Here is a 24,380-nt window from a genome sequence, read left to right as displayed (position 1 = left end):
GTCCGGCTCACCTCGCCACCGCCGCGCAGTAGTCCTCGTCCGTGGCGAGGAGGTTGCGATGGGTGTCCTCGGCGGTGATGACGCCGTCGTCCAGCGCGAGGACACGGTCGGCGGCGTCCAGGAGGGCCGGGCTGCTGGTGATCACGATGGTGGTCCGGCCCCGGCGCAGCTTCGCGACATTGCGCGCGATGAGCTGCTCGGTGACCGCGTCGACGGCCGTCGTAGGGTTGTGCAGGACGAGGACATCGGTGTCGGCGGCGAGGGCGCGGGCCAGGGACAGCCGCTGCCGCTGGCCCCCGGAGAGGTTCGCACCGCGGTCGCGGACACCGTAGTCGAGTCCTTCACGGTGGAGGGCGACCACGTCGGTCAGCATGGACGCCTCGATGGCCTCGGGGACCATACGGCTGGTGCCCAACGGGTCGATGTTCGTACGGAGGGTGCCCGCGAAGATCTCCCCGTCGTACGGGTTCACCAGCATGTGCGCGCGGACCGCCTCGACCGACAGGTCCCTGAGCTCGTGCCCGCTCACCCGCACCGCTCCCTCGTACGCGTCGGGCGGGACGGTGACGGCCAGGACCGACGCCAGGTCGGCCGCCGCGCGCGGCTGGTAGGCGGCGATCGCCACGAACTCGCCGGCGCTCACCCGGAACTTCAGCTCGCGCAGGGAGCCGTAGCGGAGGCAGTCGATGTCGAGGTCTCCGCCCGCGGCCGGGTGCTCCGCCCCCGAAGCCGTCACCGGCGGCGCGGCCAGCACCAGCGCCATCCGCTCGGCCGAGGCGCGCGCCATCATCACGTACTTCGGCATCTCCGAGAACAGCTTGAGCGGTTCCATGATGAACTGCGCCAGCCCCACCGCCATGACGAGTTCGCCGATGTTGATCCGGCCGCTCCACGCCAGCGAGCCCGCGGTGAGGGTCACGGCGGCGGCGAGGACCGCGTTGAGCGCCAGCGCGGTGCCCGCGTAGACGCCGTTGACCTTGGCGACCGTGATGGCCTGGTGCTTCGCCTCCGCGCTGACCTCACGGTAGGACCGGAACGCCGCGTGGTTGCCGCCGAAGCCGTGCAGCGGGCGCAGCCCGGTGATCAGGTCGGCGACCTTCGCGCCCGCCCGCGCCACCCGGGCCTGCTGTTCGCGGGTGCTGGAGCCGATCCGCTTGGACAGCACGCTCAGGATCGACAGGATCGCGACGGTTCCCACGATCACCAGCAGGCCGAGCCGCACATCGGCCAGGCCGAGGGCGACCGCCGCGACCAGCACCGCGACCAGCGAGCTGATCAGCAGCGGCACCACCTCGATGATGTCGGCGGTCTGGTCGGCGTCCTCGGTGGCGATGGTCAGCACCTCGCCGGACTTGAGGTCCACGTCCCTGGCCACCGGCTGAAGGCCACAGGCCGCGACCTTCACCCGCCAGCGGTGTGCCTCCGTCGTGTTGGCCTTCTGGAGGACGCGCATCCCGAACCGCCACGACAGCGACACCGTCGTGATGATCACCGCCAACGCGGCGATCGACAGGCCCAGCGCGCCGAGGCTCCGGTGGCGCATCGTGTGCTCGACGATCAGGCCGAGCGCGATGGGGAAGGTCGTCTCACCCGCCTGGTACAGGCCCATGAGGACGGTGCCGCAGGCCATGGCACCGATGTTGCGGCGCAGTGCGGTCCGGAGGATGTCGGACCCCGGCCGGGGCCGCCGCGTGTCAGGAGTTGTCATCGAGGACTCGGGCATCGTTGTGACGGGCATCGAGGTGGCGGGCCATCGCTTCCGGGGTGCGCAGGGTGAACAGGTCTCGGATGGTGATCACCGGACCGTACTCGCGGCGGAGCAGCCCGATCAGCCGCACCGCCAGCATGGAGTGGCCTCCCAGGGACACGAAGTCGCTCACCGCGCTCACCTCGTCGTCGTCCAGGTCCAGTGCCTCGGCGAAGAACTCGCACACCACGGTCTCGGTCGCCGTCGCGGGCCCCCGCTCCCCCGCCGTGGTCAGCGCGCCCAGCGGCTTGGCCTCCGGCAGCGCCTTGGTGTCGGCCTTCCCGTTCACCGTCAGCGGGACGCTGTCGACCTGGGCATAGTGCGTCGGGCGCAGGAAGTCCGGCAGCCCGGCGCCCACTTCGGTGGCCACCGTCGCCAGCTCCGCGCCCTCCAGCACCAGATAGGCGGCCAGCCGGTAGGCGCCGTCGACCTGCGGATCGGGCTGGGCGACCGCGGCGACGAACCGGACCGCGGGGTGTGCCGCGAACACGGCCTCGACCTCGCCCAGTTCGACCCGGTGTCCCCGGATCTTGACCTGCTGGTCGGTGCGGCCCAGGTACATCAGGTTGCCGTCGGGTCGACGGGCCACCAGGTCCCCGGTGCGGTACATGCGCTCGCCGGGTGCGCCGAAGGGGCACGCCACGAAGCGGTGCGCGGTCTGGGCGGGCTGCCCGAGATAGCCGCGCGCGATGCCGATGCCCGAGACGTACAGCTCGCCGGGGACTCCGTCCGGCAGTGGCCGCAGCCATGGATCCAGTACGTACACATCGGTGTTGTCGATCGCCACGCCCACCACCGGATCCTGGCATTCGAAGGTGCCGACGCCGAGGGTGTTGATGGTGTACTCGGTGGGTCCGTAGAGGTTGTAGCCGACCGTCCCCTCGGTCTCGGCCAGCCGCCGCCACAGCGCCGGGGTGACGGCCTCGCCGCCCAGCAGCACCAGCGCCGGCCGCCGTTCCGGGTTGTCGAGCAGGCCCTCGGCCACCAACTGCTGCGCGTAGGTCGGGGTCACGTTGATGACGTCGATGCCGTGCTCGAGGCAGTACTCGACCAGCCGGGGCGCGTCCCGGCGCAGCTCCTCGTCGCAGATGTGCACCTCATGGCCGTCGGCGAGCCACAGCAGCTCCTCCCACGACATGTCGAAGGCGAATGACACGGTGTGCGCGATCCGGAAGACCCGGTGGCCGTGGTCGGCCAGCACCGGTTCGAAGATCCGGCGCTGATGGTTGATCAGCATGTTGGTGAGCCCCGCGTACTCGGTCACCACGCCCTTGGGCTTCCCGGTCGACCCGGAGGTGTAGATGGTGTACGCGGGGTGCCGCAGCCGGTCCGGATCGTCCGGCGCGAAGGTCACGAACGGCTCGGCCTCGGGGAGTGGCCGGTCCAGCTCGATCAGGTCGCCGGTGAGCCGGGGCGACACCGCGCTCACGGTGAGGATCACATCCGGGCGGGCGTCCGCGACGATCGCGGCGATCCGCTCGTCCGGGTGGTCCAGCTCCAGCGGAACGTACGCGGCGCCGACGCGCAGCACGGCGAACAGCGCCACGATCGAGTCGAGCGAGCGCGGGACCGCGAGGCCCACGGTCGTCTCGGGGCCGATGCCGCGCCCGGCGAGCACACCGGCCACCGCGCGGCTGCGGTCCCGCAGCTCGGCGAACGTCATCGTCGCGCCATGGGCGACGAGCGCCACCCGCCGCGGGTCACGGTCCGCCGCCCGGTCGAACCGGTCGACCACGGTGTCCGTGCCGATGTCCGTCCGCTCCCCCCGCACGGGCTCCGGTCCCAACCCCCGCAGCGCGCCGACCGGCCCGGTCGACCGGACCAGGTCTTCGAGCACACGCAGGTAGTCGTCGAGGAGACGGCGGGCGTTGTCGGTGTCCTCGTCGCGGTACTCCAGCTTGACCGTGAGCCGGTCGCCGGGCGTGACGACCCAGGTGAAGGGGTAGTGGGTGGAGTCATCGGCTGCCACCGAGGTGATGCCGTGCCGGGCGTTCATCTCGGCGAACGCGTCCATGTCCAGGAAGTTCTGGAGCACGAACAGGTTGTCGAAGAGGGTGTCGTGCCCACTGGCCCGCTGGATCTCGCCGAGTCCCAGGTGCTCGTGGACCATCGCCTCGACCCTGGCCGCCTGTACGGCCGACAGATACGCGCCGACCGTGGCGTCCGGCCGGGCCCGCGTCCACATGGGCACGGTGTTGAGCAGTACGCCGACGATGCCGTTCAGGCCCTCGCCCTCCCGGCCGGAGACGGTCACGCCGAACACGGCGTCGCCGCGGCCCGTATGGGCGCCCAGCAGCAGGCCGAACGCGCCGGTCAGCACCGAGTTCAGCGTGACGCCGTGCACTTTGGCCGCCTCCCTCAGCGACTCCGACCGCTCGGCGGACAGCGTGTGCACGAGCGCGCGCGGCAGGCCGTCCGAGAGGGAGGGCGCCGGTCCGGCGAGCAGCGTCGGGCCGGGGAGCCCGGCCAGGTGCTCCGCCCAGAAGCGCTCCGATGCGGCGGAGTCCCTGGCGTCGAGCGCCCGGGCGTGGTCCTCGAAGCTGGGCGTGGCGGGGACCGCGGCGGGCAGCTCGCCCGCGAGGACGGCCTGGTAGGCGTCGAACAGGTCCCGCAGCACGATCTCACGGGACCAGCCGTCCCACAGCAGCAGGTGGTAGCTGAGCAGCAGCCCGTCGCGGTCGTCGGGCAGCCGCACCACGGTCAGCCGGATCAGCGGCGGCTCCCCCGGGTCGAATCCGGTGTCGCGGTCCCGGGTGCGCAGGGCTTCGACTTCCTCGTCCGTGGCGAGTACGACCGTGCGGACATCGACCCGTCGGCCCGCCCTCAGGACCTGGACCGGGTTTCCGTCGTCGTCGGTGGCGAATCCGGCGCCCACGACCGGATATCGGGCGATCACATACGCCATCGCCTCGGCCAGCGCGTCGGTGTCCAGGCGGCGGTCGAAGGTGAACCAGCTCTGCGCGACATAGTGTCCGGCCGGGCCCGCCATCTGGGCCTGGAAGAACAGGCCCCGCTGGAGCGGGGTGACCGGTGCCGTGCGCTCGGCCGTGGCGGAGGCGTCCGCGATGTGTTCCAGCGCGCGCCGCCAGTGTTCGGTGATCTCGTCCGGGATGCCCTCGGCGAGGGTGAAGTCCGCGTGCAGACTTCCGGTGGCCGCGTCGGTCCAGGCGTTGACCTCCACGGCGTACGGGCTGCTCTGATCGCCGCCGGTGAGGCGCGGTGCCTGGGACTCGCCGCCCCGGCCGAGGTAGTTGAACAGCACCTGGGGGCGTGCGGTGAACAGCGGGGCCGTCTGCGGGGTGAGGTACCTGAGCTGGCCGTAGGCGACGTGTGCCCGCTCGTCCGGCTGGCGCGCGGCCACCTCGTACGCCGCCGCGACGGGGTCGATGTGCGCCGTGAGCCGTACGGGCGCGATGGAGGTGAACCAGCCGACCGTGCGTGAGTAGTCGTGGTGGTCCAGCGCCGGGACCCGGCCGTGCCGCTCCAGCTCGATCGCGAGATCGGTGGGCGATGGCTGGACGCGGGTCAGCGCGGTGCGCAGCGCGCCGCACAGCAGCTCGGTGAGACCGACGCCGAGTGCCGAGGGCGCGGTGCGCGTCACACGGTCGCTCACGTCGGGGGCGAGCACGACGGTGGTCTCGCGCGAGCCCCCGACTGTCGGGAGCAGTTCGGGCGCCTGGAGGGTGGTGACCCAGTGCCCGAGGTCGCCGATGGCATGGGTGGCTTGGAGGGTCAGCGCTTCGGCGTACTCGGCGTACGACGTGGTCGGCGGCGGCAGGGTCTCCCCGCGCAGGGCGGTGGCCAGGTCGTCCAGCAGGACCAGCCAGGAAACCGAGTCGACGGCGAGGTGGTGCACGGTGACCACCAGGGTCCGGCTCGCCTCCAGCCACGAGAACGCGGCCACGTCCCCGGACTCGGGATCGAGCCGTCCGGCGGCCTCGTTCGCCACGGCCGTCGCGTCGGCCGTGTTCGCCCGTACCACCGTCGCCCGACGGGCGGGCTCGGTGCGCAGGGCCCACACGCCCTGCTCGACGCGCAGCCGCAGCCGGAGGACCGGGTGCGCGGCCACGACGGCGTTCGCGGCGCGCTCGACCTCGGCGAATCCGGTACCCTCCGGGGCCACCAGCGTTCTGGCCTGGGCGAACCGGGCGAGTGAGCCGCCCAGTTCCCGCTGGCGCAGGATGATCGGCGTCGGCGTCAGCGGGCCGTCCTCGCGGCGGGCGGGCGCGGGGGCGGCCCGCGGTGTGCGCGTTTCCAGGTGCTCGGCGAGCGCACGCGGGGTCCTGAACAGGAACACGTCCCGTGGCACGATCGCGAGGCCGAGCGCCCTGGCCCGGTTGATCACGGTGATGGCGACGATGCTGTCGCCTCCGGCGCGGAAGAAGTCGGTGTCGGCGTCGGCGGCGGCGCCTGGCAGTGTCTCGGCGAAGATACGGACCAGCGCGTCGAGCGCGGCGTCTTCGGCCGCGGGTGCGCCCCTCAGGGGCGCGGGGAACCGCGCGCCCGGCCACGACGCACGGTCAGACGGAGAAGGCCCTGTCCCGGCGCTCCCTGTCAACGCTCTCCGGTCGAGCTTGCCGTTGACGGTCAACGGCAATGCCTCGACCGGCAGAATCCGCCCCGGCACCATGTGCCCGGGCAGCTTCGTGGACAGCGACTCGACGAAGTCACCCGGCACCTGGCCCACGATGTGCGCGACCAGGTGGTCCCCGCTCTCGGCCACCGTGACGGCCACGTCGACCACGCCGTCGAGCTCCCTGACCGCGCCTTCCACCTCGCCCAACTCGATGCGGAATCCCTTGAGTTGGATCTGATCGTCGGAGCGTCCGGTGAACTCCAGCCCACCGTCGAGGGTGCGGATGGCGAGGTCGCCCGTGTGGTACATGCGGGAGCCGTCGCCCGCGAACGGGTTCGCCACGAAACGGCCCGCGGTCAGCCCCGGCCTGCCCAGGTAGCCGAGCGACACCTGGTCGCCGGCGACGTAGATGGCGCCCACCCGGCCCGGCGGCACCGGCCGGAGGTGGTCGTCCAGCAGATGGATGGCCAGGCCGGGAATCGGGCCGCCGATCGGGCTCACGTCGTCACCGTCGCCGAAGTCCTCGTCGGTCAGTACCCGGTGGGTGACATGGACGGTGGTCTCGGTGATTCCGTACATGTTGACCAGCTCGGGTGAGCCGGTGCCGTGCCGCTCGATCCAGCCGCGCAGCCGACCGAGGTCCAGCGCCTCGCCGCCGAAGATGATCCGGCGCAGCGCGGGCAGCGGCTCGCCGGCCTGCCGGTCGGCCTCGATGAACTGGTAGAACGCCGACGGGGTCTGGTTGAGCACGGTCACCCCGCGCTCGCGGACCAGCCGGTGGAAGTCGACCGGCGAGCGGGTCAGCCCGTACTCCGGCACCAGCAGCTCACCACCGTGCGCCAGCGCGCCCCACAGCTCCCAGACCGCGAAGTCGAAGGAGAAGGAGTGGAACTGGACCCATACGTCGTGGGGTCCGAAGTCCATGTCCGGCCGGGTGTTCGCGAGCAGCGTCACCACGCTGGAGTGCGGGACGACGACACCCTTGGGCCGGCCGGTCGACCCGGACGTGTAGATGACATACGCGGGGTCGTGCCAACTCACCTCGGGCTCGGCGGCGTCCCCCACCGGCGGCTCGTCCCCCCGCACGAGCACACTGGCCGATACGCCCGCCCGAGCCAGCAGTTCCGTGAAGCGGTCCCGCTGCTCACGGTCCACGAGTACGACCTGCGGGGCGGCGTCGGCGAGGATGTACTCCAGTCGTTCGTCCGGGTACGCCGGGTCCAGCGGTACGTACGCCCCACCCGCGGTGACGGTCGCGACCAGGGCGACCACCTGCTCGACGGAGCGTGGGACGGCGATGGCGACCCGCTTGCCGGGCCGGACACCGGCGGCACGCAGGACCAGGGCCAACTCGTCCTTCGCATCGGCCAGTTCGCCGTAGGTCAGTGACCGGGTGCCGCCGTCGAGGGCGCACTGGGTCACGGCGGTGGCGGCCGGGTCGCGGTGCGCGGCGGCGTCGAACAGTGCTCCCAGGGTCGTGGGGGTGATCCGCTCGGGACGCCGGTCGCCCTCGGACGCCAGGTCGTCGACGAGGGTGTCCGGCCGGGTGAGCAGGCGGGTGAACGTGTGGGCGAACGTGCGCAGGATCGCCTGGGCGATCGACTCCCGCAGCAGTTCGCCGTCGTAGATCAGGTTGAAGCGCGGACGGCCGTCCAGTGCGCGCTCCACCACCAGCGTCAGCGGGTAGTGCGGGGCGCCCTCGTTGACGATGTCGGTGATGACCAGTGTGTCGCCGGGCCGCCGCAGGGCGTCCACGTCGGTCGCCACGTCGAACACCACCAGGGTGTCGAACAGGGAGCCCACACCGGCCTGGCGGCCGATCCCGGCCAGCGAGACATGCTGGTGCGGCAGCACCGCGCTCTGGTGTTCCCGTACCGAGGCGAGCAGATCACGCGCGGTGGTGGTACGGGACCAACGGGCCCGCACGGGGATCGTGTTGATGAACAGTCCCACCATGTCCTCGATGCCGGGCAACTCGGCGTCACGCCCGGACACCGTGGAGCCGAACACCACGTCCCTGCCGTGCAGGATGGAGCCCAGGGTCACCGCCCAGGCGCCGTGCACGGCCACGCTCAGCGGCACACCGGCCGCCCGGACGGCCGCGTCGATGTCGTCCGCCGGCTCCACGGCGGTGTCGGCGAACCGGTCGGACGGGGTGTGGCCCTCGGCGACCAGCGAAGGGCCGGGCAGCCCGGCGAGCTGTTCGCGCCATACGCGGTCGCTCTCCTCGTCGTCACGGCCGGCGAGCCGGCGCACATATTCGGAGAAGCCGGGGCTCGGGTACACGGTGCCCGGCGCGTGGTACTCGGCCAGCAGCGCCCGGAGCATGGGCGGCACCGACCAGCCGTCGGCGACGATGTGGTGCACGGTCTGCACCAGGACGTTACGACCGGGGCCCCCGCGGATGAGCGTGTACCGCATCAGCGGACCGTCGGCCAGGTCGAACCCGGCTCGCCGGTCCCGCTCGGCCAGGTCGCGGACCTCCTCGTCGGTGACGCCGAGGCGGTCCACCGTACTGAAGGGCGCTTCCACACCGCTCTCCAGGATGGAGACCACACGGCCGTCGGCGAGGGCCACGAACCGTGCGGCCAGGTTCGGGTACACGCTGAGCACCCGGGTGGCCGCCGCCGCGAGCCGGTCGGCGTCCACCTCGCCGTCCAGGGTCAGCAGCTGCTGTTCGACGTAGGCGCCGGCCGAGTCGTCGTCGAAGACGGAGTGGAAGTACAGGCCCTCCTGCAACGGGGTCAGCGGCAGGATGTCGCGCAGGGCCGGGCCGTCCAGGGCGTCGACGTCGGCCTGCGCAAGGGGCACGAGTGGGAAGTCACTGGGAGAGTGGCCGCCCCGGTCGAGCGAGGCCAGCCCGGCCAGGGCCGTCCGGAAGTACCCGCCGAGGGTCGCGATGTCCTCGTCGGTGAACATGCCGTCGGGCCAGGAGATGGTGGTGACCAGTTCGTACTCGCCGGTGGCGGCGGGTTCGGCGATCGCGTTGAACTCCAGGGGGCGCGGTAGCCGCATCCTCGGATCGCGTTTCTCGCCCAACTGGGCTGTAGTGACCGCGAGTTGCCAGTCGTCGGTGGCTCCCGCGGCGAAGCGGCCCAGGTAGTTGAAGAGCACCTGTGGTGCGGGGGTGTCGAACTCGACGTGGGCCAGGTACCGCAGGGCGCCGTACGAGACGCCGTTGTCCGGTACCCGGGCGAGGTCTTCCTTGACCGCCTTCAGCGCGGCGGTCAGGTACTCGGGGGCGGTGAAGTCGGCCGCCGCGCCGGGATCCACGGTCACCGGGAACAGGGTGGTGAACCAGCCCACGGTCCGGGACAGTTCCGGTTCGAATCCGGCGGCGTCCGCCACGAAGCGTCCTTCGCGGCCGTGGCCCTCCAGTTCGATGTGCGCGAACGTCTGCTCCTGCCCCAGGTCGCGGCGCCACCGGGCGAGGGCGACGGCGAGTCCGGTCAGCAGTACGTCGTTGACACCCGCGTGGAACTTCGCGGGTGTCCCGCCCAGCAGCGCGGCCGTGACCTCGGGGCCGACCGAGATGGTCTTCAGCCGCTCCGTCGCCACGGTGTCGGCCGTGGCGAGCGGACGCCTGCCCAGCGGCTGGTCCTCCCCCGGCAGCGGACGCCGGTAGGAGGAGCCGTCCGCGTCGAACGCCGCGCGCTCCAGCAACTGCGTCCAGCGCCTGAACGACGTGCCCACCGGGGGCAACTCGATCGGCGCGCCCGAGGCGAGCTGCCGCCATGCGGTGGCCAGGTCGTCCATCAGGATCCGCCAGGACACTCCGTCGATCACCACGTGATGGGCGCTGAGGACCAGCTGCCGCGCCTCGCGGCGCCAGACCGCACGCAGCATCACACCGTCCGCCGGGTCCAGCCCTTCGGTGGCGAGCGCCACGCACTCGTCGAGCGGCCGGTCGCTCTCCTGCCACCCCGGGGCGGTCCGGTCCGCCTCCGGGATGTCGAAGCTCCAGCGGTCGCCGCGCACCAGCTTGGCGCGCAGCATGTCGTGCCGCTGGAGCAGGGCGGTGAGGATCTCGTCGAGCGCGTCGGCGGTCAGGTCCGCCGGGGTGTTCAGCACCACCGACTGTGCGAAGCCATGGATCGCGTCCGTGGTGTCGCCGAGCCACCGCACGATGGGCGATCCCACGACGAAGCCGGTCGCGATATCGCGGTGGTCCACGGTGGAGAGGTCTTCGCGGCTCGCCACCGCTGCCAGGGCCCCGACACCGCTGTGGGTGAAGATCTGCCCTGCCGTGACATGGAGCCCCGCGTCGCGCAGTGCGCTCAGCAGGGAGATCGCCAGGATGCTGTCTCCGCCGAGTTGGAAGAAGTCCTGGTCGACACCGACCTCGTCGAGCCGCAGCACCGCCGCGACGGCCGCGCACACCGCGTGCTCGTCCTCGGTGGTGGGCTGTAGGAGCGAGCCCGTCGGGACCGCGGGCTCGGGCAACGCGCCCCGGTCGAGCTTGCCGTTCGCGGTGAGCGGGAACTCCGTCATCACGACGACATGGGTGGGCACCATGTACTCCACCATGTGCTCGGTGGCCCACGCCTTGACCTCGTCCGCCCGCAGCTCCTCGCTGCCGGTGGCCGGGATCACGTACCCCACCAGGTAGGTGCCGCCGGTCGCGTTCTTCTTCGCGACGACGCAGGTGTGCCGTACTCCGGGGTGCTCCGCGAGACCGGCCTCGACGTCCTCGATCTCCAGCCGCATACCACGGATCTTGATCTGGTTGTCGGCCCGGCCGAGGAAGTCCAGGGATCCGTCCGGGGTGTACCGCGCGAGGTCACCGGTCCGGTACAGCCGGGACCCGTCCGCGGCGAAGGGGTTCGCCACGAACCGGGACGCCGTCAGGCCGGGCGCGCCCACGTATCCGCGTCCCAGCAGGAACCCGCCCACGTAGAGTTCGCCGCCGACCCCGACCGGGACCGGGCGCAGTTCGTCGTCCAGCACGTACAGCTGGGTGTTGGGGTTGGCCTTGCCGATCGACGTCGACAGCCGTTCCGCCGCCCCTCGGTAGATGACGTGCGAGACACCGATCGTCGTCTCGGCCGGGCCGTAGCCGTGGTACATGGGGATATCGAGCTTGGTGCGGAACCTCTCGTACAGCTCCGGGGTCAGCACCTCGCCGCCGCACCACACATGCCGCAGGCTGTCCAGCCTCCCGGAGTCGCCCGCGATCTCCAGCAGCACGTCCAGCATGGACGACACCAGGTATGTGAAGGTGACGCGCTGTTCGGCGATCACGCTCAGCAGGTGGTGGGGATCGCGTTCGCCGCCGGGCCGCAGGATCACCAGCCTGGCGCCGGACACCAGTGGCAGGAAGATCTCGTTGATGGAGATGTCGAAGGACAACGGCGCCTTGAACAGCGATGCGTCGTCGTGGCCGAAGCCCAGGATCTCGTTACGCTGCCACAGCAGGCGTTCGCTGATCGCCGCGTGCCGGATCATCGCGCCCTTGGGCCGTCCGGTCGAACCGGACGTGAAGATCACGTATGCCAGGGCGTCGCCGGGGACGGTGACCACGGTGCCCTCGGTGGGGTGGGAACCGAAGCGCCAGTCGCCGAGGTCGACGGCCACGGCGTCCGGTTCGGCCGGATCGCGTTCGCCCGAGTCGTTGAGTTGCACCACGACCTTGGCGTCATCGATGACGACGGCCCGGCGCGCGGCCGGCCACTTCGGATCGAGGGGCACGAACGCGCACCCCGCCTGGAGTACGGCGAGCAGCCCGATCACCATGTCGGCCGAGCGAGGCAGTGAGATGCCGACGACCTGTTCGGGGCCCAGTCCTCGGGCGATGAGGTGGTGGGCCAGCTGGCCGGCCAGCCCGGACGCCTCACGGTAGGTCAGCGACCGGCGCTCGTCGACGATGGCGACGGCGTCCGGCCTGGTCCGCGCCTGCTCATGGAACATCTCCACGATGGTCGGGCGGATCCGGTCGGCCTCGGTGTCGTTCCACCGGGCCAGGGCCTCGAGCCTCGCCGCCACGTCGGCCGGGCCGATGGTGCCGATGGGCCGGTCCGGGAAGTCGGCCAGGTCGTCCAGCGCGAGCTGCGCATCGGCCGGCCCGACGCCTTCCGGGAGGACGATGCTCCGCTCGTCCGCGCCGATTTCCCAACCGCCGGGCGCCGTACCGCCGTTGTCGACCCATCCGAGGATGTCGGCGAACAGTGTGCCGGGGGTGAGGTCGATACCGTCGGGGCTCCGGCCCGTCGCCCAGTACGACAGCCCGATGGCGCACGCTTCGGCGATGGTCCGGTCGGAGAAGTCACCGATCCGCCGGCGTACGTCGGCGACACGTGTGGGAGAAAGCAGTACGCGACGAGCGCTCGGTTCCACCATCGAAGACTCAGCATCCCTTCCGCGTCATGAAAAGCTCATCTGAACCAGAGGTGGCTAACTGCCTTCCCGCCAGGCCCGCCACAGTCGCGCGTACCGGCCGCCCAGGGCCACCAGCTCCTCGTGGGTTCCCTGCTCCACCACGCGTCCGGTATCCAGTACGGCGATCCGGTCCGCCGCCATCGCCTGGGTCAGCCGGTGCGCCACGAACAACGTGGTCCGGCCCGAGCACGCGGCCAGCACGGCCCGTTCCAGCTCGGCGGCGCCCTCGCTGCCCGCCTCCGCGGTCGACTCGTCGAGCACCACCACCGGCGACCGGGCCAGCACCAGCCGGGCCAGGGCGATCTGGGCGACCTTGGTGACGTCCAGCCGCTCTCCGCCCTCGCCGACCATGGTGTTCAGCCCGTCGGGCAACGCGTCGACCCACCCGTCGGCGCCGACCGTGCGCAACGCGTCCATCAGCTCGGCGTCGGTCGCCTCCGGCGCGGCCAGCCGCAGGTCGTCGGCGAGCGGGCCGGAGAACACATGCGTGTCCTGCGTCAGGATGCTCACCATGGCCCGCGCCCCGGCCTCGTCCAGACCGGCGAGGTCAGTCGGCCCGATGCGCACCGACCCGGCCTGCGGGGTCCCGATGCCCGCGATCAGCGCGGCGAGGGTCGTCTTGCCCGCGCCCGTCGCCCCCACCAGCGCGAGCGAGCCGCCCGCCGGGATCGTCAGGCTGACGTCCCGGAGGACCGGCTCCTCGGCGTCGGGGTAGCGGAACGTCAGCCCCTTCACCGTCACCGGGTACGGAACGGCGTCCACCGGTGCGACGGCCGCGTCGCCCACCAGCCGCTCCTGCCCGGCCTCCCCGACCACCCCGACCAGCCGGGTCAGGCTCGCGCCCGACTTCTGTGCCTCGTCGAAGGTGAACATGATGGAGCCCAGCGGGGTGAACAGCCGGTGGAACATCAGCGGGGCCGACGACACCTCGCCCAGGCTGGCGGCATCGGCCTCCAGCAGGGCGTACCCCACCACGATGATCAGGATCAGCCCGATGAACTCGGCGCGGTTCTCCCTGCCGACGAACCGGCCGAAGAACCGGAACACCTCGATACCGAGATTCCGCACTCGCCATGACTCGCTGGTGACCTGCTCGCGGAAGGCGCCCTCGAGGCGGTACGCCCGGACCGTGTCGATCCCGTTGAGGCCGCTGATCAGCGCCTGTGCGCGGTCGGCCTGGGCCGCCCGCTGCTTCTGGTAGAGCGGGGCGGACCGGGGCAGGTACCAGCGCAGGGCCAGCGCGTACGCGGGCAGCGCGCCGGCGCCCGCCAGGCCGAGCCGCCAGTCCAGTCCGAACATGCCGGCCGTCGCGATGAGGACCAGCACTCCCGCCGAGAACACGGTGGGGACGGCGGTGCGGATGCCCTTGGACAGCACGGCCACATCGTCACCGACCCGGGACAGCACGTCGCCCCGGCCGACCTGCTCGATCCGCGCGCTCGGCATCCCCAGCACCGCACGGACGGCGCCTTCCCGCAGTGTCGCGAGCAGATCCGCGCCGAGCCGCCCGATGAGATAGGTCGACACCGCGGTGGCCGCCGCGCCGAGCAGCGCGGCGGCTCCCATCAGCACCCCGATGGTGACCAGGGCCGAGCGCGGTTCACCCTCGGCCACCCCGTCGACCACCCTGCCGAGCAGCAGCACCGGGAGCACCTGGAGCGCCGCCCCGGCCACCGTGGTGAGCACGGTGGCGGCCGTCAGCCAGGGAACCTGGCGGCAGTGTGCCGTGACCCATCGGGTGGCCACGCGTCCGGTGGCCGTGCGCAGGGTTGTCGGGGCCGGGGTGACACGCGCGTCGGTGGCGCTCACCCCCGGCCGGCCGACTTGACGAGTTCGTCGATCGCGTACGGCAGGGACAGCAGGGTGCCCTGGGAGATGGCCGCGCCGACGGCCGGGCCCTCGCTGTCCAGCAGATACGACACCTTGCCCTTCTTCACGGCGTCCAGGTTGGTGAACAGCTGGAATTTCTTCAGCGCCCGTTGGTCCGCCTTGTCGTTGACGACGAAGACGCGGTCGACGTCGACCAGGTCGACGCGCTCGGGGGAAAGGACGGTGAAGAACTTCCCGCCCGCGGCCTTGTCGATCTTGGTCTGGTAGCTGAAGCCGATGCCCGTCACCAGCCGTCCGCGCACATCGGTGGAGGTGAACGGCGCCACCGAGTTCTTGTACCAGGACAGCACGACGGCGGTCTGGTCCGCGAACTCCGGATGCGCCTTCTTGGCCGCGTCGAGCTTGTCCTGGATGCCCTCCACCAGCTTGGCGCCCTCGTCCTCCTTGCCCAGCGCCTTGGCGATCTGCACGGCGTTGTCCTGCCAGGGGGCGCTGAACGGCTCCTTCTCGCCCTTGGTGCGGCCGACGGTCGGGGCGATCTGGGAGAGCTTGTCGTAGGCGGCCTTGTCGATCTCGGAGTAGACCGCGACGATCAGGTCCGGCCGCAGGGCGGCGATCTTCTCGTAGTTGGGGCCGGAGTCGCCGTTCTTCATGACGACCTCGGGCCGGGTGTCGCCCCACTTGTCCTTCACCCAGGGCCACTGGGTGTTGATGTCCGGCTCCTTGCCCGCCGGGTTCGGGTACTGGTCGACCATGCCGACCGGTCTGACACCAAGCGCCAGCATGGCCTGGTCGTCCGTGTAACCGACGGAGACGACCCGCCGGGGGGCCTTGGTGATCTTCGTGGATCCGAACGCGTGCTCCACGGTGACCGGGAACGCGCCGGAGGCGGCGGCCGGGGCGTCGTCACTCGCTTCGTCCGCCGAGTCGGAACCACATCCCGCGAGGAGGCCGACGCCGAGGGCCGCCGCGGACAGCGCCGCCGCCAACCGCCGCCATGGCGCCATACGCGTCGTTCGATGGAGAAGCATCCGGAATCCCTTGCTATCGCGCCGTCCGTTGGACCCATGACTAAGGGCAGGCAAACCTTATCCCGCGCAAGTGAGGCTAGCCTAGCCTTACTTGAGACTCTCTTCCCGGAACCTGGTCGAGCCGGGCATGGGTACGGCCGATCGGCACGATGAGCGGCCGGTCGCCCACCGGGTCGTCAATGACCGTGGCACGCAGCCCGAATGCCGCGTCCAGCAACTCGGCGGTGATCACCTCACGCGGGTGCCCCTGTGCCAGGATCGAACCCGCCCCCATCACGATGAGGTTGTCGCTGTACCGCGTGGCCAGATTGAGGTCGTGCAGCACCATGACCACGGTGCGGCCCGACTCGTGCAGGTCGTCCACCAGATCGAGCACGTCGATCGCGTGCGCCAGGTCCAGATAGGTGGTCGGCTCGTCGAGGAGCAGCAGATCGGTGCCCTGGGCCAGGGTCATCGAGATCCAGACCCGCTGGCGCTGCCCGCCGGAGAGCGAGTCGACGGGGCGGTCGGCCAGTTCCGACACTCCGGTCATGGCCAGCGCGCGCTCCACCACACCGGCGTCGTCCGACGACCACTGCCGCAGCCAGCTCTGATGCGGATGACGCCCCTTGGCGACCAAGTCGGCCACCGTCAGCCCCTCCGGCGCGACCGGCGCCTGCGGCAGCAGGCCCAGCTTCTTCGCCACATCCCTGGTCCTGAGCCCCGCGATGTCCTCACCGTCCAGCACCACGGCCCCCTTGGCCGGTTTGAGCAGCCGCGTCAGGGTGCGCAACAGGGTGGACTTGCCACAGCCATTGGGACCGATGATCGTGGTGATCACGCCGGGCGGGATCGTCACGTCCAGGTTGTCGATGACGGTCCGGCCGCCGTACCCGACCGTGACGCCTCTGGCCGCGAGCCGCGCACCGCCCTGGGCCGCGGACTCGATGTCGGTGCTGCGCTCGGCTCTCACAAGCCCCCCTGTTTCAAGGTTTCGCCTGACGTCATTGCCATCTATCTGAGGTTCGCCCGCACCAGCAGATAGACGAGGAAGGGGCCGCCGATCGCGGCGGTGACCACGCCGACCGGGAGAGTGATCGGCAGCGCCGTGCGCGCGACCAGGTCAGAACCGATCAGCAGCAACGCTCCCACCATGCCGGAGGCCACCAACGGCGGCGTCGGGCACCTCGCCAGACGCATCGCCACCTGCGGCGCCACCAGCGCGACGAACGGGACCGGGCCCGCGGCGCTGACCGCCACGGCGGCCAGCAGGACCGCGCACAACAACAGGACCGCCCGCACCATCGAGTACCGGACGCCCAGGCCGGCGGCCACCTCATCGCCCAAGTGCATCGGCTTGAACTGGAACGCGACACAGGACACGACGGCCAGGAGGACGAGCGTGCACCACAGCGCCACCCGGACCTCGCCCCACGAGCGGCCCTCCAGCGAGCCGACCAGCCACGCCTGGGCCCGTGCCACGTCCTTGATGTCGGCCGTGGCCAGCAGCCATGTGGTGATCGCCTCCATCACGGCGCTCACCGAGATGCCGATGAGGATGAGCCGGAAGCCGTCGATACCGCGCCGCCACGCCAGGAAGTACACCAGCAGTCCGGTTCCGAGGCCGCCCGCGAGCGCCGCCGCGGACAGGCCCACGGCGCTGACGACCGCCGCGGCGGTCCCGCCCGACACCGTCACCAGGAACACCGCGACCGCGCCGGCGCCCCCGGTGATCCCCAGAATGTCCGGGCTGGCCAGCGGATTGCGGGCGATGGACTGAGTCAGCGCCCCGGACACCCCCAGCGCGACCCCCACGATGAGCCCGGCCAGGGCACGCGGCATCCGCAAGTCCATGATCACGAACTGGTCGACCCGCTCGCCCCCGCCGAGGATCGTCGCGATCACCCGGGACAGGCCGATGGGAAAGTCCCCTACGCCGATGGACAGGCAGAACACCAGGAAGGTGGCCGCGGCCAACAGCAGCGTGACGCCCACGAGCCAGGGCCGCCACACGAACGACACCTGACCGAGCCGCACGCCCGGTGCCACCGATGGCTTCATATCCGTCCCGCTCATGTGCTCTTGAACTTTCCGAGCCACACCAGGGCCGCGAAGAAGGGGGCACCCAGGAGGGCCACGACAACACCCGCGTCCAACTCACCCGGCCGCACCACCAAACGCCCCACGATGTCGCACACCAGGAGGACGACGGCCCCGAGCAGACCCGCGTACGGCACCAGCCAGCGGTAGTCGGGCCCGGTCAGATACCGGGCCACATGGGCCACCATGAGCCCGAGGAACGCGATGGGGCCGCACGCCGCCGTCGCCGCGCCGGCCAGCAGGGTGATGGCGACGATGCCTACGGTCCGGCTCAGCGCGATGTTCACGCCCAGCCCCCGCGCCACGTCGTCACCCAGGTTGAGCAGGTTGAGGGCGGGCAGCGTGGTCAGCGCCAGCACCAGCCCGACGGCGATGAACAGGGTCACCGGCCGGATGACATCGAATCCGACACCGGCCACGGAGCCCGCGTTCCAGAACCGCAGCGCGTTCAGCGACGCCTGGTCCGACAGGGCGACCGCCGTGGTCATCGCCGCCAGGAACACCGTGATCCCCTGTCCGGCCAGTGCGAGCGTCAACGGGTTGCCGGCCCCCCGGCCGATGCTCGCCAGCCCGAACACCACCACACCGGCGACCGCCGCCCCAAGGAACGCGAACCAGACGTACTGGATGGGGTCGGTGAACCCGAACAGGGCGATCACCGACACCACGGCGAACGAGGCGCCGGCGTTCACCCCCAGCAGTCCCGTGTCGGCGATCGGATTGCGCGTGTACCCCTGGATCAACGCCCCGCCGACGCCCAGGGCGATGCCCGCCACGATCGCGAGCACCGTCCGGGGCACCCGCACGGTCCGCACGATGAGCCTGATCTCGGTGAGCCGCTGGTCGGAGTCCGGCGCCGCGAACAACCCGTGCCACACCTCGCCGGGGCTCAACGCGCGCGCACCGACGGCCAGCGACACCGCCCCCGCGAACACGAGGAGCGCCACGAGCGTGCCGATCCCCACGACCCGCCGCCGTCGGGCCTCCGTCGTGCCCCTGGCCAAGGGGCGTTCAATCGCACTCGTGCCCATGTCTCAGTACGTCATCCCTACCGGGTGGTGCAGCCGACGCCGTCGGCGGTCGGCCGGGCCTCCCCGGACGCGGATGTGACGCCCCTGTCGAGCAGCGAGTCCAGGATCTCGCCGACCCTGATCGCGGTGTTGGACAGCAGGGACGACGTGATGCCGTGCGTGTGCTCCGTGCCGCCTTGCAGATAGATGCCGCAGCGCAGCCCGGGGTCCGTCACCATGCGGTAGTCACGCTCGACGCGGAAGCGGCCCTCGTCGTCCCTGAGGCAGCGGTCGGCGACCTCGCCGAGGAGGCCCAGGGGGTCGGCCGGGCGGTAGCCGGTGGCGAAGACCACGACGTCCGCGTCCAGAAGCGTCTCCTCGCCGGTGACGAGGGACTTCACGGTGGCACGGACCTGCGTCGGCGTCTCCTTGACGTCGGCGAGCCGGGAGACGTTGAGGAAGCGCAGCCGCTCGACGCCGAGGACCTTCTCCTGGTACATCTGCCGGTAGAGGTCGTCGATCAGGTCGATGTCCACCACGGAGTAGTTGGTGTTGCCGTGGTAGTCCATCAGCCGGCGCTTCACCTTCTCGGGCGCGGCGAAGTAGTCGTCGACCGCCCCGGGGTCGAAGATCCGGTTGGCGAAACCGCTGTCGTCGGCGGGGCTGTAGCCGTATCGGGAGAAGACCGCGCAGACCTCGGCCCCGGGGAAACGGCGGTGCAGGTAGGCGACGTTCTCGGCGGCACTCTGTCCGGCGCCCACGACGATGAACCGGGAGGGCGAGGTGCCCTCCAACTCGTCGGCCCTCGCCAGCAGTTCGGAGGTGTGCCAGACGCGGTCGCCGCGTTCCACGCCCTCGGGCATGAGGGGACGCAGCCCGGTACCGATGACGAGGTTGCGGGCCCGGTGGACCGCGAGCCCCTCCCCCGACCGGACCGTCACGTCCAGGTACTCCACGGCTCCGTCGCGGACGACGGGCACGATGCCGACGACCTCGTGGCCGTAGGAGACCATGTCCCCGACCTGGGCCGCGGCCCACTCGAAGTAGTCGTGGAACTCCACCCGCAGCGGGAAGAGGTTCTTGTGGTTGATGAAGTCGATCAGCCGCCCCTTGCTCTTCAGATAGCAGAGGAAGCTGAACTCACTGGCCGGGTTCCGCAGCGTCACCAGGTCCTTGAGGAAGGACACCTGCATGGTGGCGTCGTCGATCAGCATGCCTCGGTGCCAGCCGAAGCGCGGCTGCTGCTCGAAGAATTGAGCGGTGATCGCCTCTCGCCCACCGACGCGTGCGTTGTGCTCGCTGAGTGCGATCGCCATGGCCACATTGGACGGTCCGAAGCCGATGCCAATGAGGTCGTGGACCGGTAGAGCGTCACCAGGAAGAACCTGTGACATGTCACTCCCATCGTGCGGGGCAATCGCCTGTCAGGCATGGGGAAGTCGCGGTGGCCACGCCGACGGGCGACATGGCGGCAACTTAGGCGAGCCTAAGCTAAACCCGCGAGACTGTCGATAGCGCCGCTCAAGCGTCCGCACTCACCAACTAAGAGATCAGATGGGACCGTTGCGGACTAAGGTAAGCCTTGCTTTACTTACTGCTCGGCCATCCCCTGCTTCGAGGAGGAACCCCATGCGGGTCGTCATGTTCGGCTACCAGACCTGGGGGCACCGCACCCTGCAAGCCCTCCTGGACTCCGAACACGACGTGGTACTGGTCGTGACACACCCCAAGAGCGAGCACGCGTACGAGAAGATCTGGAGTGACTCCGTCGCCGAACTCGCCGAAGAGCACGGCGTCCCGGTACTGCTCCGCAACCGCCCCGACGACGACGAGCTGTTCGAGCGCCTCAAGGAGGTCGACCCGGACATCATCGTGGCGAACAACTGGCGGACCTGGATCCCTCCGCGCATCTTCGGCCTGCCGCGCCACGGCACGTTGAACGTCCACGACGCGCTGCTGCCGAAGTACGCCGGCTTCTCCCCGCTGATCTGGGCCCTGATCAACGGCGAGCGCGAAGTGGGCGTCACCGCGCACATGATGAACGACGAACTCGACGCCGGCGACATCGTCCGGCAGGAGGCGGTGCCGGTCGGACCGACGGACACCGCCACCGACCTCTTCCACAAGACCGTCGACCTCATCGCGCCGGTCACCATCGGCGCGCTCGGTCTCATCGCCGCCGGGCAGACGGAGTTCACCAAGCAGGACCGGTCCCAGGCGAGCTTCTTCCACAAGCGGTCCATCGAGGACAGCCGCATCGACTGGACCTGGCCGGCGGAGGACCTCGAACGCCTGGTCCGAGCCCAGTCCGAGCCCTACCCCAGCACCTACACCTTCCACAAGGGCAAGCGCCTCGAGATCCTGACCGCGGTCGTCTCCCGGGGCCGGTACGGCGGCACCCCCGGCCGCATCTTCTACCGCGAGGGCGACGGCGTGGCGATCGTCGCCGGAGCCGACGCCCGCACCGGCCGCAATCACGGTCTGGCCATCACGCGCGTACGGACCGAGGACGGCCGCGAGATGGGCGCCACGGAGTACTTCACCTCCATGGGCGGCTATCTGACCAGCCACCCCTGAAGGAGTCGAGGCAGCCGGACGCCGTGGGCGAAGGACGGGGACGGGATCAGCGACCGTGGTGGTGCATGACGTGCTTGGTGCGCGAGTAGTCGTCCAGCGCGTAGGGCGACAGGTCCCGGCCGTAGCCGGATCCCTTGAATCCGCCCCAGGGGACTTCGGCGGCCAGCACCAGATGCGAGTTGACCCAGACGGTTCCGAAGTCCAGGCGCGCGGCGACGTCGTGGCCGCGGCGGGCGTTCTCGGTCCATACGGAGGCCGACAGGCCGAGCGGGACGTCGTTGGCCCGCCGTACCGCTTCCTCCTCGTCGGCGAAGGTCTCGACCGTGACCACGGGGCCGAAGACCTCCTCGCGGGCGACTTCGGCTCCTTCGGGGTGGGCACTCGGGGAAGGGCCCGTCGACGAAGTGCCGGGCCGGAGGGAGGTCGGCCCCGGTGATCAGGGGCGGTGCGTCTGCCGCGCGTCGAACGGTGGCCGTCGTGGGACCGGCGGTGCACGCAGCGCGCCTCGACCTCCTGCTCGGCGGCGTCCTGCCGGTAGCGGACGATTACCGACGCCTTCTTCTGGACGATCTCGTCGACGCTCGCGTTCAGTCGCACCCGGTCCGACAGCGCCGCGGCAATGCTCTCGGTGAGGGTGGACGCCCCGCCGAGGATGCTCTGGGAAAGACCGGCCCCGATGTTCCACACCAGGCTGAATTGACATCCTCTCCCCTTGTAGGTGGGAGATTCCCGCCTACCGCGTCCTTGAACGCTGCGGTGTCGAGTGGGTTCCTGCTTCGCTGCGCGGTGCCGGGAGGAGTCCCGGTCTTACTCGCGCTCCACAGGCTGTCACGGCCAGTCCGGCCGCCTTGGCGACGTTGACCGCCGCGTTGATGTCCCGGTCCAGAACCGCCCCGCATGCCCCACAGGTCCACACGCGCACGTGCAGGGGCTTGGGCCCGTCCTTCACTCCGCACCGCGAGCACACCTGCGACGTGGGCTCGAACCGGCCAATCCGGATGAAGGTGCGCCCGTACCGGGCGGCCTTGTACTCCAGCATGCTCACGAACGCCGACCATCCCGCGTCGCGAACGGACTTGGCCAGGCGCGTGCGGGCGAGTCCCTTCACCGCCAGATCCTCCACGGCGACCGCTTGGTTCTCGCGGATCAGCCTCGTGGAAAGCTGGTGGTGGAACTCGCGGCGCGCGTCCGCGACACGGGCGTGTGCCCGAGCGACGCGGACCCTGGCCTTGTCCCTGTTCCTGCTGCCCTGCTCCCTGCGGGAGAGCGCGCGCTGCGCCTTCTTCAGGCGCTTCCCGGCCCGGCGCAGGAAGCGCGGGCTGTCGACCTTCCGGCCGTCGGAGAGGACCGCGAAGTGCCCGAGGCCGAGGTCGATGCCCAGCTCGGGCGTCGTCTCCGGCAGCACCTCTTCCGGACCGGTCTCCACGACGAAGGACGCGAAGTACCGGCCCGCCGAGTCCTTGACCACCGTCACCGTGGACGGCGTCGACGGCAACGCGCGGGACCACTTCACCTTCAGGTCGCCAATCTTCGGCAGGCGCAGCTTTCCGCCCGTGGTGATCGACCAGCGGGCGTTCGCGGTGAACCGGACGGCCTGCCGGGTGTCCTTGCGCGACTTGTACCGGGGCGCGCCCATGCGCGGGCGCTTGCCCTTCAGACCGTCGAAGAAGTTCCGGTACGCGGTGTCCAGGTCCCTCAGGGACTGCTGGAGGACGACCGCCGAAACCTCGCCGAGCCAGGACCGCTCCAGTGTCTGCTTGGCCCCGGTGATGAGCCGCTTGGACAGGTCGCCGGTCTTCGGAAACGGCATGCCTTCGCTACGGGCGGTCTCCCGAGCGCGGAGCGCGTCGTTGTAGACCACCCGCGCGCATCCGAACGCCCTCGCCAGCGCTGTGCGCTGACCGCTTCGGCGCGCCCCTTGTTCACCAGCCAGCGCGGGGACTCGGGCATGCCCAGCCGCAGCAGCACGATGAAGGTGGCGGGCAGCGTGGCGCTGGCGAGCATCCACCGCCAGCCGTCGCCACCGGCCGACAGGAGAGGTCCGGGCCGCCGCCCGGGACGACGATCATGTGCGCATCCGCGAAGTCGACTTGCGGTTCCAGGACGCGCTCGCGCGCACCGCGGACCTCCCGCAGGCCGCTCAGACCTTCGAACGCCTCACGGCCCGGCTGCGCATGTTCGTCACGGTTCTGCGCATGGACTACAGCCAGGCGTGCGACGCCATCACCAACGAGGACACCGCCGTCTTCGACGCGTTGCGCAACGCCGACGGCAACGAGGCGGCCCGCCTGTGGCGGGTCAAGATCGAACGCTGTGTCCGTTTCATGATCGCCCAACTCCCCGAGGACGATGTCGCCCCGCACCTGTGGACCACGCTGGCGGGCAGGCCCCGGCTGCACCGGGAGGATGCGCGGGGCGCCACGCACTGAGTGCGGCCGGACGCCGCGGACGCCCGGCCCCCGTCTCAGATGGCGGCGCGAATCGCCCGTTCGAAGCCCTCGACATGGCTGTGGGCGAGCTGTGCCGCCTTGTCGGGGTCACCGGCGACGACCGCCTCGATCAACGGCCCGTGCTCTCCGACGTGACCGGCCATGTCGGACAGGCGGTCGATGAACAGACACCAGATGCGGGTCGCCAGATTGTCGTGGCGGACGAGCGTGTCCTCCAGGTACGGGTTGTGCGTGGCGGCGTAGATCGCGCGGTGGACCTGGAGGTCCAGGCGCATCAGCTCGGCGGCGTCGCGCTGAGGTGACTCCGCGCCCTCCAGCTCCCGCAGGGCGGCCGTCAGGGTCGCGCGGTCCGCGGCCGTGGCGCGCCGCGCGGCCAGGGCGGCGGCCAGGGGCTCCAACTCCTGGCGCACCTCGGAGATATAGGCCAGGTCGGTGATGTTGACCTCGGTGGCGAAGGTGCCGCGCCGGGGGTAGGTCGTGATCAGGCGCTCGTACTGGAGCCGCTTGAGCGCCTCGCGCACCGGAGTGCGTCCGACGCCGAGGGACTGCGCCAGCTGGTCCTCGTTGATCGGCGCGCCCGGGCGGATCTCGAGCATGACGAGCCGGTCGCGGATGGCGCGATAGGCGCGCTCGGCGAGGGAGAGCTCCTCGCCCGCGGATTCGGTCGCCACCTGCTGCATGAAATGCCCCCTTGACCTGTCTCGC

Annotated in this window: 13 protein-coding genes and 1 pseudogene; 2 read left to right on the top strand and 12 right to left on the bottom strand. The window is 70.8% G+C overall.

The window, feature by feature from the left end:
- Positions 1-7: 7 nt before the first annotated feature.
- The 8 genes from ACJX2R_RS48090 to ACJX2R_RS48055 form a co-directional block, all read right to left on the bottom strand.
- The gene (locus ACJX2R_RS48090; protein WP_413105300.1) at positions 8-1,708 is read right to left on the bottom strand and encodes an ABC transporter transmembrane domain-containing protein; all 1,701 of its coding nucleotides are present in this window, start codon (positions 1,706-1,708) and stop codon (positions 8-10) included.
- Positions 1,695-12,659: an amino acid adenylation domain-containing protein gene (locus ACJX2R_RS48085; protein WP_413105299.1), complete on the bottom strand. Its 10,965-nt coding sequence runs from the start codon at positions 12,657-12,659 to the stop codon at positions 1,695-1,697. The genes ACJX2R_RS48090 and ACJX2R_RS48085 overlap by 14 nt, the downstream gene beginning before the upstream one ends.
- A gap of 54 nt (positions 12,660-12,713) precedes the next feature.
- Complete coding sequence (locus ACJX2R_RS48080; protein ID WP_413105298.1) at positions 12,714-14,507, bottom strand: ABC transporter ATP-binding protein; 1,794 nt, start codon at positions 14,505-14,507, stop codon at positions 12,714-12,716.
- The gene (locus ACJX2R_RS48075; RefSeq protein WP_413105297.1) at positions 14,504-15,559 is read right to left on the bottom strand and encodes an iron-siderophore ABC transporter substrate-binding protein; all 1,056 of its coding nucleotides are present in this window, start codon (positions 15,557-15,559) and stop codon (positions 14,504-14,506) included. The genes ACJX2R_RS48080 and ACJX2R_RS48075 overlap by 4 nt, the downstream gene beginning before the upstream one ends.
- Before the next feature lie 76 nt (positions 15,560-15,635).
- Positions 15,636-16,511 (bottom strand): ABC transporter ATP-binding protein, encoded by an 876-nt coding sequence (locus ACJX2R_RS48070; protein ID WP_413105296.1) that lies wholly within the window; start codon positions 16,509-16,511, stop codon positions 15,636-15,638.
- 41 nt (positions 16,512-16,552) lie between these two features.
- The gene (locus ACJX2R_RS48065) at positions 16,553-17,614 is read right to left on the bottom strand and encodes a FecCD family ABC transporter permease (RefSeq protein ID WP_413105295.1); all 1,062 of its coding nucleotides are present in this window, start codon (positions 17,612-17,614) and stop codon (positions 16,553-16,555) included.
- Positions 17,611-18,669, bottom strand: coding sequence for a FecCD family ABC transporter permease (locus ACJX2R_RS48060; RefSeq protein WP_413105294.1), 1,059 nt, complete (start codon positions 18,667-18,669; stop codon positions 17,611-17,613). The genes ACJX2R_RS48065 and ACJX2R_RS48060 overlap by 4 nt, the downstream gene beginning before the upstream one ends.
- 17 nt (positions 18,670-18,686) lie before the next feature.
- Positions 18,687-20,042: a lysine N(6)-hydroxylase/L-ornithine N(5)-oxygenase family protein gene (locus ACJX2R_RS48055; RefSeq protein ID WP_413105293.1), complete on the bottom strand. Its 1,356-nt coding sequence runs from the start codon at positions 20,040-20,042 to the stop codon at positions 18,687-18,689.
- A gap of 235 nt (positions 20,043-20,277) precedes the next feature.
- Between ACJX2R_RS48055 and ACJX2R_RS48050 the strand changes: the two genes are divergently transcribed.
- The gene (locus ACJX2R_RS48050; protein WP_413105292.1) at positions 20,278-21,225 is read left to right on the top strand and encodes a methionyl-tRNA formyltransferase; all 948 of its coding nucleotides are present in this window, start codon (positions 20,278-20,280) and stop codon (positions 21,223-21,225) included.
- A gap of 46 nt (positions 21,226-21,271) precedes the next feature.
- Here ACJX2R_RS48050 and ACJX2R_RS48045 read toward each other — a convergent pair whose 3' ends face one another.
- The 3 genes and pseudogenes from ACJX2R_RS48045 to ACJX2R_RS48035 all read right to left on the bottom strand — a co-directional run.
- A complete protein-coding gene (locus tag ACJX2R_RS48045; protein ID WP_413105291.1) occupies positions 21,272-21,556 on the bottom strand; it encodes an aldehyde dehydrogenase family protein in 285 nt (94 codons plus the stop codon).
- 402 nt (positions 21,557-21,958) lie between these two features.
- The gene (locus tag ACJX2R_RS48040; RefSeq protein WP_413106139.1) at positions 21,959-23,158 is read right to left on the bottom strand and encodes an RNA-guided endonuclease InsQ/TnpB family protein; all 1,200 of its coding nucleotides are present in this window, start codon (positions 23,156-23,158) and stop codon (positions 21,959-21,961) included.
- 17 nt (positions 23,159-23,175) lie between these two features.
- Positions 23,176-23,229, bottom strand: a pseudogene (locus ACJX2R_RS48035) (hypothetical protein); the annotation flags it as partial.
- A 65-nt stretch (positions 23,230-23,294) separates the two neighbouring features.
- Here ACJX2R_RS48035 and ACJX2R_RS48030 point away from each other — a divergent pair.
- Positions 23,295-23,654 (top strand): FCD domain-containing protein, encoded by a 360-nt coding sequence (locus ACJX2R_RS48030; RefSeq protein WP_413105290.1) that lies wholly within the window; start codon positions 23,295-23,297, stop codon positions 23,652-23,654.
- 35 nt (positions 23,655-23,689) lie between these two features.
- Here ACJX2R_RS48030 and ACJX2R_RS48025 read toward each other — a convergent pair whose 3' ends face one another.
- Positions 23,690-24,355 carry a GntR family transcriptional regulator gene (locus tag ACJX2R_RS48025; RefSeq protein WP_413105289.1) on the bottom strand — a complete coding sequence of 222 codons (666 nt, stop codon included), beginning with the start codon at positions 24,353-24,355 and terminating at the stop codon, positions 23,690-23,692.
- Positions 24,356-24,380 lie beyond the last annotated feature (25 nt).

Source organism: Streptomyces sp. Inha503 (assembly GCF_047215865.1).
Taxonomy (GTDB): domain Bacteria; phylum Actinomycetota; class Actinomycetes; order Streptomycetales; family Streptomycetaceae; genus Streptomyces; species Streptomyces lycopersici.
The sequence above is the reverse complement of the archived record's forward strand: the minus strand, read 5'-3'. Positions and strand labels throughout refer to the sequence as shown.